This is a genomic window from Infirmifilum tikiterense (assembly GCF_054696565.1).
Map to the genome: position 1 here is coordinate 1789371 of NZ_CP182482.1, position 17104 is coordinate 1806474.

18 protein-coding genes and 1 CRISPR repeat array are annotated in these 17104 nt (G+C 58.9%); of the genes, 10 read left to right on the forward strand and 8 right to left on the reverse strand.

Going from position 1 to position 17104, the window contains the following annotated elements; translation table 11 throughout:
• Positions 1-103: 103 nt before the first annotated feature.
• Positions 104-2007: direct repeats of the CRISPR family, unit length 25 nt; unit sequence GCAGAAGTCAAGAGACAATTGAAAG.
• Positions 2008-2196: 189 nt separating this feature from the next.
• Together ACNO7C_RS09840 and ACNO7C_RS09845 are read right to left on the reverse strand one after the other, a co-directional pair.
• On the reverse strand, positions 2197-2868 hold the full coding sequence (locus ACNO7C_RS09840; protein WP_460024911.1) for a hypothetical protein: 672 nt from the start codon (positions 2866-2868) through the stop codon (positions 2197-2199).
• A gap of 31 nt (positions 2869-2899) precedes the next feature.
• Positions 2900-3142, reverse strand: a complete 243-nt coding sequence (locus ACNO7C_RS09845; RefSeq protein ID WP_460024912.1) for a hypothetical protein — start codon at positions 3140-3142, stop codon at positions 2900-2902.
• A 119-nt stretch (positions 3143-3261) separates the two neighbouring features.
• Between ACNO7C_RS09845 and ACNO7C_RS09850 the strand changes: the two genes are divergently transcribed.
• Both ACNO7C_RS09850 and ACNO7C_RS09855 read left to right on the forward strand, forming a co-directional pair.
• Positions 3262-4461, forward strand: coding sequence for a molybdopterin molybdotransferase MoeA (locus ACNO7C_RS09850; RefSeq protein WP_460024913.1), 1200 nt, complete (start codon positions 3262-3264; stop codon positions 4459-4461).
• On the forward strand, positions 4461-6416 hold the full coding sequence (locus ACNO7C_RS09855) for a molybdopterin biosynthesis protein (RefSeq protein WP_460024914.1): 1956 nt from the start codon (positions 4461-4463) through the stop codon (positions 6414-6416). The genes ACNO7C_RS09850 and ACNO7C_RS09855 overlap by 1 nt, the downstream gene beginning before the upstream one ends.
• Positions 6417-6449: 33 nt before the next feature.
• Here ACNO7C_RS09855 and ACNO7C_RS09860 read toward each other — a convergent pair whose 3' ends face one another.
• From ACNO7C_RS09860 to pstS, 4 genes are all read right to left on the reverse strand, one after another.
• Positions 6450-7235, reverse strand: a complete 786-nt coding sequence (locus tag ACNO7C_RS09860) for a phosphate ABC transporter ATP-binding protein (protein WP_460024915.1) — start codon at positions 7233-7235, stop codon at positions 6450-6452.
• Positions 7235-8074, reverse strand: coding sequence for a PstA family ABC transporter permease (locus ACNO7C_RS09865; RefSeq protein WP_318536838.1), 840 nt, complete (start codon positions 8072-8074; stop codon positions 7235-7237). The genes ACNO7C_RS09860 and ACNO7C_RS09865 overlap by 1 nt, the downstream gene beginning before the upstream one ends.
• Positions 8071-8943, reverse strand: a complete 873-nt coding sequence (locus ACNO7C_RS09870; protein WP_460024916.1) for a PstC family ABC transporter permease — start codon at positions 8941-8943, stop codon at positions 8071-8073. The genes ACNO7C_RS09865 and ACNO7C_RS09870 overlap by 4 nt, the downstream gene beginning before the upstream one ends.
• 81 nt (positions 8944-9024) lie before the next feature.
• Positions 9025-10137, reverse strand: a complete 1113-nt coding sequence (pstS, locus tag ACNO7C_RS09875) for a phosphate ABC transporter substrate-binding protein PstS (protein ID WP_460024917.1) — start codon at positions 10135-10137, stop codon at positions 9025-9027.
• A 122-nt stretch (positions 10138-10259) separates the two neighbouring features.
• Here pstS and ACNO7C_RS09880 point away from each other — a divergent pair, with 122 nt between their 5' ends.
• The 8 genes from ACNO7C_RS09880 (at position 10260) to ACNO7C_RS09915 (ending at position 16633) form a co-directional block, all read left to right on the forward strand.
• A complete protein-coding gene (locus ACNO7C_RS09880; RefSeq protein ID WP_318536840.1) occupies positions 10260-11036 on the forward strand; it encodes a KaiC domain-containing protein in 777 nt (258 codons plus the stop codon).
• A gap of 228 nt (positions 11037-11264) precedes the next feature.
• The gene (locus tag ACNO7C_RS09885; protein ID WP_460024918.1) at positions 11265-12191 is read left to right on the forward strand and encodes an NAD-dependent epimerase/dehydratase family protein; all 927 of its coding nucleotides are present in this window, start codon (positions 11265-11267) and stop codon (positions 12189-12191) included.
• A gap of 49 nt (positions 12192-12240) precedes the next feature.
• A complete protein-coding gene (locus ACNO7C_RS09890; protein ID WP_318536842.1) occupies positions 12241-13017 on the forward strand; it encodes a biotin--[acetyl-CoA-carboxylase] ligase in 777 nt (258 codons plus the stop codon).
• Between the two features lie 27 nt (positions 13018-13044).
• Positions 13045-13875 carry an MBL fold metallo-hydrolase gene (locus tag ACNO7C_RS09895; protein ID WP_460024919.1) on the forward strand — a complete coding sequence of 277 codons (831 nt, stop codon included), beginning with the start codon at positions 13045-13047 and terminating at the stop codon, positions 13873-13875.
• Between the two features lie 62 nt (positions 13876-13937).
• Positions 13938-14393, forward strand: a complete 456-nt coding sequence (locus ACNO7C_RS09900; protein ID WP_318536844.1) for a MarR family transcriptional regulator — start codon at positions 13938-13940, stop codon at positions 14391-14393.
• Positions 14365-14559 (forward strand): hypothetical protein, encoded by a 195-nt coding sequence (locus ACNO7C_RS09905; RefSeq protein ID WP_318536845.1) that lies wholly within the window; start codon positions 14365-14367, stop codon positions 14557-14559. The genes ACNO7C_RS09900 and ACNO7C_RS09905 overlap by 29 nt, the downstream gene beginning before the upstream one ends.
• Before the next feature lie 25 nt (positions 14560-14584).
• Positions 14585-16102, forward strand: coding sequence for a B12-binding domain-containing radical SAM protein (locus tag ACNO7C_RS09910; protein ID WP_460025933.1), 1518 nt, complete (start codon positions 14585-14587; stop codon positions 16100-16102).
• Between the two features lie 72 nt (positions 16103-16174).
• Entirely contained in the window at positions 16175-16633 is a 459-nt protein-coding gene (locus ACNO7C_RS09915) for a hypothetical protein (RefSeq protein WP_460024920.1), read from the forward strand.
• Here ACNO7C_RS09915 and ACNO7C_RS09920 read toward each other — a convergent pair.
• Positions 16614-16823, reverse strand: a complete 210-nt coding sequence (locus tag ACNO7C_RS09920) for a hypothetical protein (RefSeq protein ID WP_460024921.1) — start codon at positions 16821-16823, stop codon at positions 16614-16616. The genes ACNO7C_RS09915 and ACNO7C_RS09920 overlap by 20 nt on opposite strands.
• Before the next feature lie 35 nt (positions 16824-16858).
• Positions 16859-17014 carry a hypothetical protein gene (locus ACNO7C_RS09925; protein WP_460024922.1) on the reverse strand — a complete coding sequence of 52 codons (156 nt, stop codon included), beginning with the start codon at positions 17012-17014 and terminating at the stop codon, positions 16859-16861.
• Positions 17015-17104 lie beyond the last annotated feature (90 nt).

Below are 17104 nucleotides of genomic sequence, written 5' to 3' on the forward strand. Positions count from 1 at the left end.
TCACAACCACGGGAAAAGTCACCCTGCAAAACGCGTGTTCGCACGAGAACAAGGAACAGGCTAAAAGGGAACGTTTAAATAACTCCTCCCACAACACTTAACAGCAGAAGTCAAGAGACAATTGAAAGTCTTTGCTAATCTTGGACGTGAAGTATTGAGGCAGGAGGAGAGCAGAAGTCAAGAGACAATTGAAAGCTCTCCAAGTTTAGTGTTCTAGCCCTCGAGGTGACGGAGAGCAGAAGTCAAGAGACAATTGAAAGCTCACCGCCCGCCATCACTCCACCACCTCGAAAACTGGTTTGGGTGCAGAAGTCAAGAGACAATTGAAAGGCATTGAGCTATTTCTTCGACAAGAAGACGTGTGTTTTCCTGCTACTGGGCAGAAGTCAAGAGACAATTGAAAGCCTCACCGAAAACTCTGAGTAGCCGCCCTTATCCTTCAAAGCAGAAGTCAAGAGACAATTGAAAGCTCTAAATACTAGGTGGGGGGAGATGAGGAAAGTAAAGCGCAGAAGTCAAGAGACAATTGAAAGCCCGACGTGATGCTGGTGGCATTGGGGTCGAAGTTGTCCTTATGGCAGAAGTCAAGAGACAATTGAAAGTACAGCTGTTAACGCGGATGGGAGAAAAAAGCTTTTCTATTTTTTAGCAGAAGTCAAGAGACAATTGAAAGTAGCCACTGGAGGCAGTTGTCTAAGCTGTCTCTCCGAGAGGCAGAAGTCAAGAGACAATTGAAAGAATCTTAGGCAACAGCTGTATGCTGAGCTTATTCCCCTCCGCAGAAGTCAAGAGACAATTGAAAGGCGCCCGAGTTGCTCGAGGAACTGGGCCCTGAGTTCTGGAGCAGAAGTCAAGAGACAATTGAAAGGCGCCCGAGTTGCTCGAGGAACTGGGCCCTGAGTTCTGGAGCAGAAGTCAAGAGACAATTGAAAGCCCGATGGGAGTGACTGGCTCCCGTAGGAGAAGCAGGAGAAAGAGGCAGAAGTCAAGAGACAATTGAAAGCCATCCTGCTCATCGCAGGCAAACAATGTGCCAGCATCGACACCGTGCAGAAGTCAAGAGACAATTGAAAGGTACCCAGTGGAGCTACAAGACGTGGCACTTCATCATAGGCAGAAGTCAAGAGACAATTGAAAGCAGAATGTCCCAGAGTGAGATGGGGACGGCGAAGGGTGCGTGCAGAAGTCAAGAGACAATTGAAAGTTGTAGACGGTTTCGTGACTCATCCCCGTTTCTAGCCCTATTTGGCGGGCAGAAGTCAAGAGACAATTGAAAGCAGCGTATGGTTCTGGCTCGAGGCTATGGTATTGATTCTCGGGCAGAAGTCAAGAGACAATTGAAAGCTCCTCCGGGTCGATGACGAAGAAACGAAAGCGTATGCCCTCCGGGGGCAGAAGTCAAGAGACAATTGAAAGTTGCTTTTGGAAGGCAACTACACGCTACGGGTGACCTTCTACTGCAGAAGTCAAGAGACAATTGAAAGTTTTCTACCCCGTTTGCATGTTTTAGCATTGTCTTTGCATGTGCAGAAGTCAAGAGACAATTGAAAGAAGCGCATCCCGAAGCTCCTCAAGCCCCATAATCCCACCCCTAATGCAGAAGTCAAGAGACAATTGAAAGTTCCTCAGCGAAACTGGTTTCGCCAGCCGGTTTCGCCGCAGAAGTCAAGAGACAATTGAAAGTGAGCGTTGAGGGCACGGAGAAGGTGCCTATGCTGTACACGCAGAAGTCAAGAGACAATTGAAAGCTATGTGCAGTATCAGACAGGAGCCTCGTATTTCGTGAAGGCAGAAGTCAAGAGACAATTGAAAGCTCTTAGTGGGTCAGATATTCTTCGGCATCATCGGCCAGCGCAGAAGTCAAGAGACAATTGAAAGCACGCGCTTAGCGTCGCCGTACATCCCCGAAGCCATGAGCAGGGGCAGAAGTCAAGAGACAATTGAAAGAAAAAGATGGTGGAGTTTTACGAGAAGGAGCTTGAGCAGAAGTCAAGAGACGATTGAAAGAAAACGCCGCGGATGGGATAACCAGACGTCAAGCTGTTGTACTAGAGAGCTCAGTTGATGATTGGAAGTGTTATTAGGTTTGGGCTGACATCGCATGTCAATGGTGTTGGAAAGGCTAACCCGGGCGGCCTCTGTGGAGCTGCTAGCAGTCGGCAAATCGGCGGAAACGGGTTGTGATTTGAGCGGCGCTCATGCCGGCTTCAGCAGGCCGTCTTCGATCAGTAGCTGCCTCGCGACGTTATTGTAGTGCTCCTTCGCTCTTTCATTCGCAAGGGACTTGTACGACCTTATTTCCTCTAAGTACATCTCTCTTTCGTCCCTATCCATCCTGTGCTTACGTCTCTCGTAGTGCTTGATGATGTCGCGCCACTCCCTCAACTCATCGCCTTTTAACCACTTCTCGACGTTGCGCCTGTCGGCGTCATAGCTGGTGTGAGCGTGCCTGTAATGGGCTATCATGAAAATTGTTTTGGCGGTGTCGATGTCTAATGTTTCATCAACGACCTCAGTGAGCGTGCGGGAGTCGCGTTGGGGGTACACCGTACGACCGCATCTGGGACAGTAGAAAGCCAGCTCTTCGAGCGCCTTCTTCCTTCTCCTGTACCTTCTCTGATAGTCTCTTCTTCTGGTTTTCTCCTCCTCGGAGTATCTAGGGAAAGACCTTATCGCCTCGAGGTTCTTTTCAATGTCCTGCACGCTTAGCAGTATGGCAGGGGCCGAGCGGCGGTGAGGGTTTTGAACGACTTTATGCCTGACGATGTTCTCTCTGATAGCAACATCGATTTGATTATCGGTTAGGCCGTATCTCTTCTTGGCTGTAGTTTTGTAGATCCATGCTCTCTCTGTACCCGTTTCCGACACCGTTACTCAAAATTTAGAGAACAAAATGAATTTAAATTGATATCCCCCCCCCACATCGAGCCGCGATGAGACGCGCTTGATCTTTACCGCCTACGGGGGAGAAGGCGTAAATTACTTTAACTGGCGTGGTGGAGAAGCTTGGGTCCTGCAGAAGCCTGAAGGCGTAGAGCCTCCCCGGCGCCGAGGCGACGTACCTGTCGCCCTCCGCGCCGGACACCCTGCTGATGGCCTTGAGCAGCCTAAGACGCTGAAGCATCCTCGACGGCCTGATCAACTTAACCCGTTGCCTCCTTCAGACACAGCGCTCGCCCTTACCGCTGCGGCTGAGCGCGGTAGGAGACTAGGGAAAAGCTAAAAAGCACCTTTGCAGGAACCGAAGCAAGGTTGACGGCTTTGAGGGAGTTGCACAGCGTTTCGGCGGTCCTGCGCGAGGTGCGGAGGTACCTTAAGCTCCCTGGAGAGGTGGAGGTGCCTGTTGGGGGCGCGCTGGGCTTGTACTCGGCGGAGACCGTTGTCTCGACCTTCAAGCTGCCCCCTAAGCCGAAGAGCGTGGTGGACGGCTACGCTGTCCGCGCCACGGACGTGGAGCCGGCGTCGCCCAGCTCCCCCGTCCCCCTGAAGCTCTCGGGGGGCGTTCTCAGGCCAACGGGTGAGGCTCCCGTCAGGCTGGCCCCCGGCGAGGCTGTGAAGATTGAAACCGGAGCCCTGCTGCCGGAGGGCGCGGACGCGGTCGTGCCGGTTGAGGACGCCTTCGAGGAGGATGGCAGGGTCTACGTGCTACGGCGAGTAGCGGTGTACGAGAACGTCTCCCTGCCGGGTGAGGAGTACGACGAGGGTTTAGTGGTTGTGAGGAGGGGGGAGAGGATCAGGCCCCAGTCGATCGCCGGCTTGATCTTGGAGGGCAGGGAAACGGTCAGGGTGTTTGACGCCACGGTCGGGATTCTGAACGTGGGGGACGAGATAGTCTCAGGGACCTTCTTCAAGCCCTTCACCCACGTGTTCGTCAAGGGCTGGTTCGAGCAGCACGGCTTCAGGGTTCAAGAGCTCTCGCTTGCCCGCGACGACATCGGGGAGATCGCGGGCTGGCTGAGCAGGAGCGGGGCGTACATGAGCGTCCTGCTGGGCGGGACGTCGATGGGCGGGCACGACTTCACCGTGAGGGCCGTGGAGGGCCTCAACCCCGAGTACATGGTGCACGGCTTTGCCGTGCAACCCGGGAAGACGGCCTGCCTCGCCGTAAAGGACGGGAAGCCCATCGTGGCCATGAGCGGGCTACCTGTGGCGGCGCTGTCGACGCTCGAGGTCGTGGTGAAGCCTATGCTCCGCGACCTAGGACTGGAGGTGCCGGACTACCCGAGGGTCAGGGCCGTGCTGACGAGGAGGATCACGGTGAAGATGGGCGTCGTGGGCTTCGCCAGGGTCAGGGTTTACCGGTGCTCTGAGGGACTGTGCGCTGAGCCGCTGATGGTCGGGGGCTCGGGCTCCCTCACGAGCCTGCTGCGCGGGAACGGCTTCGTTATCGTGCCAGAGGGGGTGGAGGGCTACGAGGAGGGTGAAGAGGTTGAGGTCCACCTCATAAGGGGTGTTGTCTAATGCCGGAGAGGAAAATCTACCGTAGCTTGGTCTCAGTCGACGACGTCCTTAAAATCCTCGAGTCGCACCGGAGGCTGGAGCCCCTCGGGGAGGAGGAGGTCCCCCTACCGGAAGCCGTGGGTAGAGTCCTGAGCAGGAACGTGTTCTCCCCCATGGACTACCCGCCCTACACCAGGGCACTCGTGGACGGCTTCGCGGTCATCAGCTCCGACCTCGTGGGCGTTTACGAGGACAGGCCGCGCGCGCTGAAGCTTGTCGACAAGCTGTCCACGGGCGAGACGAGGCTGATCAGGATAAGCAGGGGGGAGACCGTCGAGGTCTCTACGGGTGCCATCGTGCCCTACCCCGCGGACGCCGTCGTGCCGGTTGAGTACACGCACCAGTCCGAGGGGCAGGTCGTGTTCTACAGGAGCGTGGCCCACGGCGAGAACGTGGACGTGGCCGGCTCGGACATCGCGCTCGGGGAGATACTGGCTTGGAGAGGCGACGTCGTGACACCCCTCCTCGTCTCCCTTCTCGCTACCACCGGGGTTGACAGGGTCTGGGTCTACAGGCGGGTTAGGGTGGGGATAATACCCACGGGCAACGAGGTGAGGCCCCCGGGGCAACGCCTCGAGTACGGGCAGGTCTACGACTCGAACTCCTACATGGTGTACAGCTTCATGAAGCTCCTGGGGGCTCAGCCGAGGATCTATGAACGGGTCCCGGACGACTCCTCCCTGATAGAGGAGCTCATACACAGGGCGCTGGAGGAGAACGATGTCGTGGTCACTATCGGCGGCACGAGCGCGGGCCTCGAGGACTACACCTTCCGCGCTATGTCGAAGCTGAACCCCGGCATACTGGTCCACGGCGTGCGCGAGAAGCCAGGCCGTCCCCTCGTCGTCGCGCTCCACGGGGACAAGATCCTCCTCGGCCTCCCCGGCTTCCCCATGTCCTGCCTCTTGACGGTGTACCTCTACCTCATCCCCGTGGTCTCGAAGCTTCAAGGTCTCCGGACCCCACCCGTCAAAAGTCTGAGCGCCGAGGTTGCGCTCCCGCTGAGGGGGGAGCCGGGTATACGCGTCTTCGTTCCAGCGATCCTCACCAGCGACGGGGAGAGGCTGAGAGCCTTCCCCCTACCGGGACACAGCGGGCGCGTGTCCTCCATGGCTCTCTTCGACGGCTTCATAGTCGTCCGTGAGAGCGAGGAGTTCAAGCCCCAGGGCGCGGTCGCAGAGGTCATACCGAACCCCTTCGCCAGGCCCTACGCGGTGAACATCATAGGGAGCCATGACCCCCTGCTTCAGGATCTCGTTCGAGACGTCGTAGGTGAGGCCGCGAGGCTTGTGAACGTGGGCAGCACAGGCGGGCTCCAGGCGGTGAAGAGCGGCGTTGCCGACTTGGCTGGCACGCACCTCCTGGATCCCGAGACGGGCGAGTACAACGTACCGTACGTGAGGAGGTACGAGATCAGGGAAGCTGTCCTGCTGAGGGGTTACCTGAGAGAGCAGGGCTTCGTCTACAGAAAGGAGTTCGGGGAAGTGGCCTCGCTATCAGACGTAATCGATCGAGGCCTGAAGTTCGTCAACCGCAACCCGGGGAGCGGCACGCGGGTGCTCGTCGACAAGATGCTCGAGGACGAGGCGGCGAAGAGAGGAGTGCCGGTCGAGGAGCTCAAGTCCAAGCTCAACGGCTACACATTCGAGGTGAAAACGCACGAGGCCGTCGCCTACCTTGTAGCCAAGGGTGTCGCGGACGTCGGTGTCGCGCTGAGGCTGGTAGCCGAGAAGTACGGCTTAGGGTTCGTGAGTATCGCCTGGGAGAGGTACGACGTACTTTTGAGGAAAGACTCTCTCAGGAAGCCCGAGGTCGCGCGGCTAGTGGAGGCCCTGAAGAGCCTCTCGCAGAAGAGCCTCGACGCGTACCCCGGCTACAAGGTTGACGGCGAGACAGGTTTGATGATCAGCCTATAATCATAGCGATGGTATTTACCCGCTCTGCGATTGCTACGAGGTGGCCGGAACGCGAAGCGCCGCTTCCCGGGCTTCGAGGGTTAGCTTGTGTATCAGCTTGCGGTAGTGCTCCGCGTAGTGGCTACCTATAGCTCCCTCCCAGACGATCCTACCGGAGAAGAGCACCACCCCCCTGTCTGCCAGCCTCTCCGCCTGACCGGGGTCGTGCGTGACCAGGATCACCGTCACCTCCTCTTTCAGCTCCTTCACGACCTCCTCCACCTTACCGGCGCTCACGGGGTCGAGGCTGGCGGTGGGCTCGTCCAGCAGAAGGACCTTCGGCTTCAACGCGAGGGCCCTTGCGATGCACAGGCGTTGCTGCTGCCCGCCGCTAAGCCTGGAAGCCGGCTCGCGGAGACGATCCTTAACCTCGTCCCACAGCGCTGCCCTCTCGAGAGCCCACCTCACGAGCCGCTCGAGCTCCCTTCCCCTAGCGAGGCCATGGAGCCTCGGGCCGATGACGACGTTGTTGTAGATGCTGAGGTGTGGGAAGGGGTTCGGGGTCTGGAAGACCATCCCGGTCAGGCGTGCCAGCGTGTCGGGGCTAGTGGAGTTGTACACGTCGTGGCCCATTACCTCTACTTTGCCGCTGACCCGTGCTCCGTCTCTCAAGAGCACGAGCTTGTTGACAGTCCGAAGGAGAGTAGACTTCCCGCAACCAGAGGGCCCCATCACGGCAAAGATCGTCCTCTCGGGCACCTCTAGGTTCACGTTCCACAGGATGCGGGATTCCCCGTACCACACGTTCACGTTACTAAACCTTACAGCGGCACCGCTCATCAGAACTTCACCTCGCCCGCGAGCCTCCCAACAAGGTACGTAAGCGCGACGGAGGCGATGAGGAGGAGACCCGATGCGGCCCACGCCAGCGACCTGAGGTTCTCGTAGGGCATCATCGCGAAGCGGTAGACGACCAGGGATAGTGTGCTTGAGGGCCCCGTAAGGCCGTAGAAGCCGTAGAGCGCGAAGCCCGCGGTGAGCAGAACAGGCGCCGTCTCGCCTAGAGCCTTCGTGTAGCCCAGCAGGACGCCCGAGGCGATGCCGGTCCTGCACATGGGGACGAGCACGAGCCAGACTGTTTTCCAGCGGGGGAGGTCGAGCGCGTAGGCCGCCTCCCGGTACTCCTCCGGTATCGAGGTGACAGCCTCCTTGACCTGCTCGATTACGAAGGGAAGAACCGTTATGGCCAGGCTGACTGCGCCGGCGAGTAGCGAGTAGCTTTTCAGCGACAAGCAGATAGTTGCGAAAACGAAGAGCCCGATAATCACGGTAGGGATCTCCGCGAGCATCTGCACCGTAGCGGAAGCAATGCTAGCGAGCCTCGACATCCTCTCCTCGCCGAGGTACACCCCCACAGCCACCCCGACGGGTGCGGAAAAGGCTAGGGCTAGAGCCGTCATAATCGCCGTGTTCAGGATCACGGGGCCAAGTCCCCCGACACTCCCTCCGGGCTCGCCTGGAGGCAGGACGAAAAACCCTAAACCCTCGGCCACTAGGACGCGCGCCAGGCTCAGGATCGAGGAAAACGCTATGTGTAAGATTACCGCGAGGAGGGTAACGGCTGTAACCAGCGAGTAGACGAGGAAAGCCCTGTCGGCTACGGCTCTCCTCAACCTCATCGCCAACCACCAGCCTTCCTGGCAAGCCAGAGGCCAACAGCCACAAACAGCGCGTTTACCAGGAGCATTACTAGAGCGGCGCTGAAGAGGGTGCTCAGCATGTAGCTGTAGAGAGAGGCCTCCGTGACGTAGTTCACAATTAGGCTCGAAACCGTAATCCCCGGCTCGAGGGGGCAGAGGGGTATATTGAAAGAGTTACCCACTACCAAGCTCACGGCTGTTGTTTCGCCGACGCTCTTGCCGAACGTGAGGAGGAGGGCGCCCAGGAACGCTCCCTTAATGAGACCCCACAGGACTCTGAACCTCTCGTAGCCTGTGGCCCCCAGGCTGAATAGAGCCTCGCGGTAAGTGAATGGCACGAACCTGTACGCCTCGTAGAGGATCAAGGAGGCGAAGGGCGCGTTCATCAGGGCTAGCACCACGGCTCCAGTAAGGATCGACTGGCCTGTCGGCGAAGCGTTCTCGCACACCCCAGGTACTCTTAGACTGCGCAACAGCGGCGCCACGTAGTCGAGCCCCCACAACCCGAACACGACGGTTGGTAGCGCAGTTCCGTAGAACATCAAGCCACGCAGTAACCCCCGCAAGCTAGCCGGCGCATACTCCCAAGCTAAGGCCACAACTCCGGGTACAATCAGCGCGACCAGCCCCGTGGCCAAGGCGGAGACGTAAAGGGTTCCCAGCAGGGCTGGTAGAAGGCCGTACACTTCCTCACTGGGCGACCACCCAGAAGTTGTGATAAGGTTGAGGCCGTAGCGGAGTATCGCTGGGGCAGAGTTTACGGCCAGGGTGGCTACCAAGGCAGCTAAAGCGAGTAGGACGATGGCGACGAACGGGATCGACACCTTGATGAAGCTGTCTACGTGCAAATCATCACCCAGCGTTTGAAAACTATGTATCAATATAAATTTAACCTCAGCTGTATATAGAAAGAAGGCTATTTTAATAGTCTATTGACCCGAGAGCAGCTTCGCGACGCTCCTGCCTGCCTCGAGGAAGGTGCCTGCTACGGGTGCATAGCCCTCGGCGATGTACCTCTGGCCCTCTGTGAAAACCCACTCGAGGAAAAGCGAAAGCGCCTTAGCCTTCTCCCGAGGGTAGGCGCTCGGGCTCTTCACGATAAGGTAGCTGACGGAGACTATTGGGTACGCGCCGCTCGCCTTCACGTTCAGCGTTTGGTCGAGGAGGTTTAGCTTGCTCACGTCTGAGGCGGGATCCAGCTTCACGCTCACCCCTTCCAGCGCCTTCGCCACAGACTCAGGGGTGGGAATAATGTACTCGCCGAGAGCGTTTTCGAGCGCGACCACCCCGAGGTTTTTCGTGTACGCGAGCTCGACGTAACCGAGCGAGTACGGTGTATTCCTAACAGTCTGCGCTACGCCCTGGTTGCCCTGCGCGCCAACCCCCCTGCCTACAGAGTCTAGAGGCCACTGAACAGTGAGACCGGCTCCTACCCGCTCCCTCCACTCCTGGGATACCTTTGACAGGAAGGCCGTCACGACGTTGGTCGTTCCGCTGGCATCACTCCTGTGAACGAAGATTATCTTCTGGTGTGGTAGCTTTAATCCAGGGTTGAGGCTGGCAATGCTCGGGTCGTCCCAGTACTCTACCCTACCGAGAAGCACGTTCACCAGTACACTCTGGGAAAGCCTCAGGGTGGCGTTGCCCAGCTCCGGGATGTTGAACACGAACGCCACACCCCCTGCAACCCACGGGATCTGGTACACCGCGCCGTAAGCGCTTCTGGCTTTCTCCCAGTCAGCGGTCTTTAGCGGGACGTCGCTACAGGCGAAGTCGACGACGCCCTGAATGAAGTCTGACTGGCCTTTGCCGCTACCGCCGCCGGCGTACTCCACCTTGATCGTAGGGTACTTCTTGCTGAACTCCGAGACCCAGACGTTTATCTGGGCTTGCGGGAAGGTCGCGCCGCTCCCCGACAGCGTTGCGCTAGGGTAGTTGGGTTGCGCGGTTTGGCTTGTAACGGTGGGCCGGAGGAGCAGACCGAGCAACGCTAAGGCCACTGCCGCCAGCACGACCGATCCGATTGCTACCAGTTTTTTCATGCTGGTCGTGCCTACAACTAAATACCTCTATATAAATCTACCCCCTATCTACATAGAAATATATATGGAACGACGGGGCGGAAACCTTTTAGCTCTGCGTACCAACTTCTTCTTCGAAGAGCGTGGAGAGGCTCTCCACAGGCATCAAAGGGCTCGACGACATACTTGCCGGCGGTGTACCAGAGGGCTTCTTCGTGGCCTTGGTCGGCATGCCCGGAACAGGGAAGACGATCGCCTGCCTGCACTTCGTCAACGCCGGTCTCCTGCGCGGCGAGAAGGCGATCTACGTGACGACGGAGGAGAGCAGGGAGAGCATAATAAGGCAGGCATCCCAGTTCGGGATGGACTTCGACAAAGCCTACCGTGAGGGCAGGCTCATAATAATCGACGCGCTCATGCGGAGCACCAGCGACGAGTGGAACCTGAACCTCGTCACCGTCGAGGAGATGCTGGACAAGGTGATAGAGGCCAAGAAGAGGCTCGGCTCAAAGGCTAGAAGGCTGGTGATTGACTCGATGAGCGCCTTCTGGCTGAGGGCCCCTGTGAAGGCAAGGGAGGAGAGCTACACGGTGAAGAGGATCCTCGCCAAGTGGGATCTCACAGTCTACGCCACGTCCCAGTACGCCATAACCACGGGAGGCGCATTCGGCTGGGGCCTCGAGCACATCGCCGACGGCATCATACACTTCAAGCGCAGGGTGATCAACGGCGTTCTCACAAGGTACATCATTGTCGAGAAGATGCGGCAAACCCCCCACGACCTCCGAGCCTGGGAGATCGCCGTAATCGACGGCAAAGGCCTGGTTCTGCTGAACCCCCTGTCGCGCAGGATGGAGGACGAAGCCCTGCCTGAGAGCGTCTCCAAGAGGATCAAGAAGGTTTTAAGCGAGGAAGAGTGAGAAAAACCCCTCTCCCCGCAGTTATTACGCCTCTCAGTTTTCCCGCGCTCAATCTATGCTCCTGTTCCCACCGGGTTGGCGAGGTAATTGTGAGTCAGTGTTCGCCGTCTCCGCTAGCCCTCTCACCAGCCACTTCGAGCTCAAGCCGAAATCGGCACAGGCTACTTCTGGTAATGCACTGCTGGGATCGGGCGCGTCGCTTAAATAGCTCTGCGGGCAACCGTTCGCGTGGGCTCGGTAGTAATCACCGGGGGCGCTGGCTTCATTGGGCACAACCTTGGGCTTTTCCTTAAAGAGAGGGGGCACACAGTCACTCTCGTGGACACGCTCGAGAGAGCCTCACCGCTCGCCCTCGAGAGGCTTAGGCGCGCGGGCCTGCCCGTGATCCGTGCGGATGTGAGGAATAGGGCGGCCGTGGCCGATGTTGCGCGCGGCGCGGACCTCGTCGTCCACGCGGCGGCGTACGTGAGCGTGGAGGAGTCTGTCGAGAAACCTGAGCTATACATGGAGAACAACGTCCTCGGAGCGTTATCGGTAGCTAGGGCATGCCTCGAATCGGGCGTGCCCTTGCTCTACTTCAGCTCGGCCTCTGTGTACGGCGAGCCGCAGCGCCTACCCATCGACGAGAGCCACTCCACTAAGCCCCTCTCACCTTACGGGCTGAGCAAGCTGTTCGGCGAGCAAATACTCGAGCTCTACCGCGGGCAGGGTCTGAAGTACACCATCTTTAGGCTCTTCAACGTTTACGGCCCCGGCCAGACCAGCAGCTACGCTGGAGTGGTAACCAGGTTTATCGAAAGAGCGCTAGCGGGCGAAAAGCTCACCATATACGGGGACGGGACCCAGACACGGGACTTCGTGCACGTGACAGACGTGGCCAGGGCTGTGGAGCTGGTTCTCGAGAAGGGGGCGTCGGGTGAGGTTTTCAACATAGCTAGCGGTAAGCCGACCACGATCAACGAGCTAGCCCTCCTGGTCAGGAAGCTGGCTTGCCCCGATTGCGGCGTCGAGTACCAGCCGCCCAGGCCGGGAGACATCAAGCACAGCTACGCCGACATCAGCAAGGCGCGGAAAACGCTCGGCTTCGAACCGAAAATAGGGCTAGAGGATGGCCTGAGAGACCTGATACTCCTGGCCAGAGCAAAGCAATGGTAGCCGCGCGAAAACGTTCAAGTGACCCCTCGCACCTCTTCCACAAGCACGTATGGGCGGGAAACCTACCTTTGAGGATCTTCCGTCGGTGTGGCCAGGCCTCGAAGTACACCGCTTCGAGACTTGCTCCGCCTCCTCGCAGGACCTCGCGCGCGGCCTTCACCGCCCGGGCACCCCCTGCCTCGTGATCTGCGAGGAAATCCTGAACGCGCGCGGCAGGCTCGGGAGAAAGTGGTACGCTCCCAGAGGGGGCCTCTGGTTCACCCTGGCGCTAGGACCCCTCCGACTAGAGAACCCCTGGCTCCTGGCGCTTGCTGGGGGCCTCTCAGTAGCGAAGGCCTTAACGAAGCTCGCAGGGGTTGAGGCCAGGATTAAGTGGCCCAACGACGTTCTCGTGGGGGGAAAGAAGGTGGCCGGTGTGCTTCTCGAGGCATCCCAGCTCGGGGAGGGGCTTGAGCTACTCCTGGGTGTGGGGGTCAACGTCAGCAACCCGTTGCCCAGCGAGCTGCGCGCGACCGCTACCACCCTCCTCGAGGAGACTGGTAAGGCCTTTGACCCTCAAGCACTACTCGTGGAGATCCTACGGGAGCTCAGAGGGTATCTTGGCTTCCTAGCTGAGGCGCGGAGCGAAGGCATCATCAGTGAGGTGAGGGCGCTGTCCGCTACCATCGGGCGAAGAGTCAGGGTGGCGTTGCCTGGAGGAGGGGAGGTGAAGGGCTATGCTGTCGATGTCGACAGCCTCGGGCGCTTAATCGTGAAAACCGAGGACGAGAGAGTGGTGGTGCTGGAGGCGGGGGACGTCGAGCACCTCTTCCATGACGCAAAGTAGAAATCCGATGGAACCGATACAGGCACAATGCTGAAGATAACGGTTCTCGTGGACGACTCCGCCTTCGGAAGCAGGGGCCTGCTCGCGGAGCACGGCTTCTCGATGCTCGTGTACTACAAGGGCAACCTAGTTCTCCTCGACACGGGGCAGACCGGAATGCCTCTCCTGCTAAACGCGCAGCAACTCGGAGCAGACCTGGCGCGCCTCACCGCCGTGGTGCTCTCGCACGGGCACTACGACCACACAGGCGGCATCTACGCTTTAACCCGTGTGCTGAAGACAAAACCGCTCCTGGTAGCACACCCGCTCGCGTTAAAGCCCGCAGTAAAGCTCGAGGAGGGCTCGAGGAGGTACATCGGCATCCCCTACTCTCAGAGCTTCCTGGAGGAGCACTTCAGCCTGATGCTTGAGAAGGGGGTCCTGGAAGTGTCGCCGGGCGTATTCTTCCTTGGGGAGGTTCCCAGGTACTACCCGGAGCTGACCAGCCACCTCCCTGACACCTACGTGCTGGAAGGCGGTAGGCTCGCGCCCCACACCTTCACCGATGACACGGCGTTGGCGGTGGATCTCGGTGAGGAGCTGCTGGTGGCGACGGGGTGCGGCCACAGCGGCTTGGTAAACGTTACTCTGCACGCCGAGAAGGCTCTGGGTAAGCCGGTGACAGCAGTTCTCGGCGGCTTCCACCTCGCGGGGAAGCCATTAGACTACCTCAGGGTCGTCGAGGAAAAGCTACGCGAGCTGGGCGTTGTCAGAGTTTACCCGGGTCACTGCACCGGGCGCGTGGCGGCGACGAGGCTGCTGGAGGCGTTCCAGGGGGAGGAGCTGCGGGTGGGCTTCATGCTCGAGGTCGATCATTAATAACTTAAGTTACTAAGCAAATGTTTTGGATTTACAGTTTTTCCAGATCTCTGTGGAAAGCTATGATTCCCGTTGATCTACCGGGTGGTGTTCTCCATGAGGCCTTGTCCGTGCTGTCGGGGGCGTTTTCACCCCTCAACCTGCCTAAGTCGAGCGCCATGGTTCTCGCTCTGCTCTACACCTTGGGGAAGCCCCTCGACTGCGTCGAGATCCAGCGCGTCACAGGCTACAGCAAGTCAGCGGTTTCGGCGGCTCTACGCGTCCTCGAGAGCCACAGGCTGGTCCACAGGTTTAGAAGCGGGCGGAGGAACTTCTACGCTCCCTCGATCCCGCTCGGGAGGCTTGTGGCTGAGGCGCATATAAGGATGCTTAAGACAGCCAGGGAGAGGCTCAGGGAGATATCGGCTCGCGCCCCAGAGCTCGGGGAGCGCGTTGCGCTCCTCGACTCGGAGCTCTTTAAAGCTATACGCTCACTCGAGGCTGGTCTCCATGGAGGTAAGAGTGAGAGTAGCATCTAAGAGCGAGGCGGTAGAGGCGGTCAACGCGGCCATCAAGAACAGGGCTAAAAGGCTTGTGCTCGAGGTAGTCGCCCAAAGCCCTGCAGAGGCCGCCGAGGTCGTGAGGGAGGCGCTGGGCGAAATCATACCCTTCACGGTTGAGGTGAGGGTGGTTAGGAGTGCTTGACGTCGTAATAACCACCGACCGCTCCATGATGACGAACCACCACAGGAAGGAGTTCATCGGCTTCTTCACGACCGCTCCCCCCGTCGGGTTGCCGGAGTGGGCTTGGATGTGGCTCAGCGCTCCGAGGCCAAAGGTCGACAAGTTCGGTAGGCCGCTGGAGGCGCCCTACGGTCTGCGGAAGGTTGAGGCGAAGCTCCTGGAGGAGGGCTTCAACGCGGCCGTAGTGGACCCGGACTACATCGACCGCTACCTGAAGAGCGCGAAAGTGCTCATGGTGGGGCACCACGACTACTTCGCCATGAACTCCCCCAGCGTCGAGTGGTGGGCAATAACCGGGCAGGAGCCTGTGAACAGCAGGAGCTTCAAGAGGCTCATGCGCAGGCCAAGCATACGAGAGGCTAAGAGCAGGGGGCTTAAGATCATAGCAGGCGGGCCGGCGGCTTGGCAGTGGCTCTGGAGGACCGAGTACTGGAGGGAGTTCGGCGTGGACACAGTTATCGACGTTGAGGCTGAGAGGGTTATAGGCGATATCGTGCGCAAGGCGCTGGAAGGCGAGGAGCTCCCGGCCTACGTTTACGTCGGCCCAGAGGACGCCCCCAGCCTCGACGAGATACCCGAGATTAGAGGCGCGAGCATCAACGGTCTAGTTGAGGTGATGAGGGGGTGCCCCAGGAGGTGCAGGTTCTGCCCCGTGACCCTGAGGCCAGTGAGGTACTACCCGCTGGAGAAGATAGAGAGGGAGCTACAGGTCAACGTGAAGGCAGGCATAAGGTCCGGGGTCATTCACTCTGAGGACATCCTCCTCTACGGCGCTAGGGGCATCGAACCAAACCCGGATGCGCTCCTAAAGCTTCACAGCCTCGTAAAAAGGTACTACAGGGCGATGGCGTGGAGCCACGTGACGCTGGCTGGAGTGAAGTACGCGGAGGAGAAGTACAGGCTGATATCGAAGCTAACAGATATCATCTACGACGACTACCAGGACTGGCTCGGCGTGCAAGTTGGCCTCGAGACGGGCTCCAGGAGGCTCGCCAGGATCATAATGCCAGGGAAAGCCGCCCCCTACCCGCTCGACAGGTGGCACGAGGTGGTGGAGGACGCGCTGGCGATAATGCACGACCACCGCATTGTCCCAGCGCTCACGCTGATCCTCGGCGTGCCTGGCGAGACCGAGGATGACCTCATGGAGACAGCCGAGCTCCTTGACAAAATAAAGGGCTACAGGAGCCTCGTAGTGCCCATGTTCTTCGTGCCCATGGGCTACTTCAAGGACCAGCAGGGCTTCATCAGGGAGAGGATCACAGAAGCCCATGTCGAAGTGATGTGGCGCGCGCTTCAGCACTCCCTGCATTGGGGTGAGGACATAGCCTTCAAGATGTACCTCAGGTCGCCGAAGCACCTGCCGTTGAGACTGCTCTTCGAAGCGTTCCTGCTCTACGTGAAGTCAAAGACCAGGGAGATCGAAAGAATAATGCGCGAAGCAGGTCCCTCAGCCCTTCTCGCGCAGGGGCAGGTCGCTGAAGCTAAAGTAGCAAATTTATAACTCCTTTCCCGCTATTCTTCCTCAGATGATGATAGCAATGGCGCTTTTTAAATTTTTCCCTAGTTTCTTCCCGTGTTCGACCTGCATCTTCCCTCGCTTCCGGTGGAGTTTGAGAGGGCTGGGAGCAGAGATTTTCGATCACCGCTTGCAAAGCTCAGGCTCTTAGCCGGCACAGCATGTGTGAGCGCTTATAACCCTATCCCCGCCCGTTGCTGTGATGGTCGAAGTAGACAGGGAGGTCTGGGGCTGCGTCGCGAGTGGCTCGAGCTTACCGGCCTTGTAAGGACGCTGTGGCGCCTAAGGCAGCCGAGACCCGTCACCAAAGCCTTCGGCACAAGGAATTCGAGGTACATCGCCTCGGCGCTGGAGAGGCTCCGCTCAGCGGGCTTCGTCAAAGAAGTTGTGGTCGGCGACACGCGCTACGTCTACCTGGCGGAGCGTGCCTGCGGCCTCCTCTTGCTGCTCGGCTACAGCCCTGAGGAGCTGATGTGCGGCGAGGCCGCCTTGAGGCTCATTTGGCGCAGAGCCTGAGCTGCCTCGGGTGTAGCATGACCGTCGCTATGTGCGTGTATATCCTCGCCCTCCTCACGTAGCCGTAGGCCCTGAAGAGGCAGTCGCACCTATATTTTCCATCGCTTATCCAGACGTTGTACCAGGGGTAGGTGTCGCCCAACTCGGGCAGCCCCTTCACGAGCCAGTGCTCCACGCTAACTTTCTCCATCCTCCCAGCCAAAGCCTGTACGTGGCCCTGTAGAATCACTTAGCAGGCTTATCCGGGAAAGAGGAGTGGAGCTCGCCTAGAGCCTCCAGGAGGTCCCCGCGCTCCTCGACTACCCTGTCACCGCAGTAGCCGTAGAAGGCGCACCTCACCAGCGCCAAAGCCAGCCTGCCCTCCTCCCTCCTAGCCCTCAAACGAGAGCACCCAGAGAGCCTTCTCAGTGAGAGAAACGGTTACAGCCGCACTGAGCCAGCATAACTACTTCCTTGTTTCATGCGTTTTCA

Excerpts from the sequence above, each read along its gene's own strand:
- ACNO7C_RS09855 (WP_460024914.1), top strand. The coding sequence starts at position 4,461 with ATGCCGGAGAGGAAAATCTACCGTAGCTTGGTCTCAGTCGACGACGTC.
- ACNO7C_RS09860 (WP_460024915.1), bottom strand. The coding sequence starts at position 7,235 with ATGAGCGGTGCCGCTGTAAGGTTTAGTAACGTGAACGTGTGGTACGGG.
- ACNO7C_RS09865 (WP_318536838.1), bottom strand. The coding sequence starts at position 8,074 with ATGAGGTTGAGGAGAGCCGTAGCCGACAGGGCTTTCCTCGTCTACTCG.
- pstS (WP_460024917.1), bottom strand. The coding sequence starts at position 10,137 with ATGAAAAAACTGGTAGCAATCGGATCGGTCGTGCTGGCGGCAGTGGCC.
- ACNO7C_RS09890 (WP_318536842.1), top strand. The coding sequence starts at position 12,241 with ATGGGCGGGAAACCTACCTTTGAGGATCTTCCGTCGGTGTGGCCAGGC.
- ACNO7C_RS09895 (WP_460024919.1), top strand. The coding sequence starts at position 13,045 with ATGCTGAAGATAACGGTTCTCGTGGACGACTCCGCCTTCGGAAGCAGG.
- ACNO7C_RS09900 (WP_318536844.1), top strand. The coding sequence starts at position 13,938 with ATGATTCCCGTTGATCTACCGGGTGGTGTTCTCCATGAGGCCTTGTCC.
- ACNO7C_RS09905 (WP_318536845.1), top strand. The coding sequence starts at position 14,365 with ATGGAGGTAAGAGTGAGAGTAGCATCTAAGAGCGAGGCGGTAGAGGCG.
- ACNO7C_RS09910 (WP_460025933.1), top strand. The coding sequence starts at position 14,585 with ATGATGACGAACCACCACAGGAAGGAGTTCATCGGCTTCTTCACGACC.
- ACNO7C_RS09920 (WP_460024921.1), bottom strand. The coding sequence starts at position 16,823 with ATGGAGAAAGTTAGCGTGGAGCACTGGCTCGTGAAGGGGCTGCCCGAG.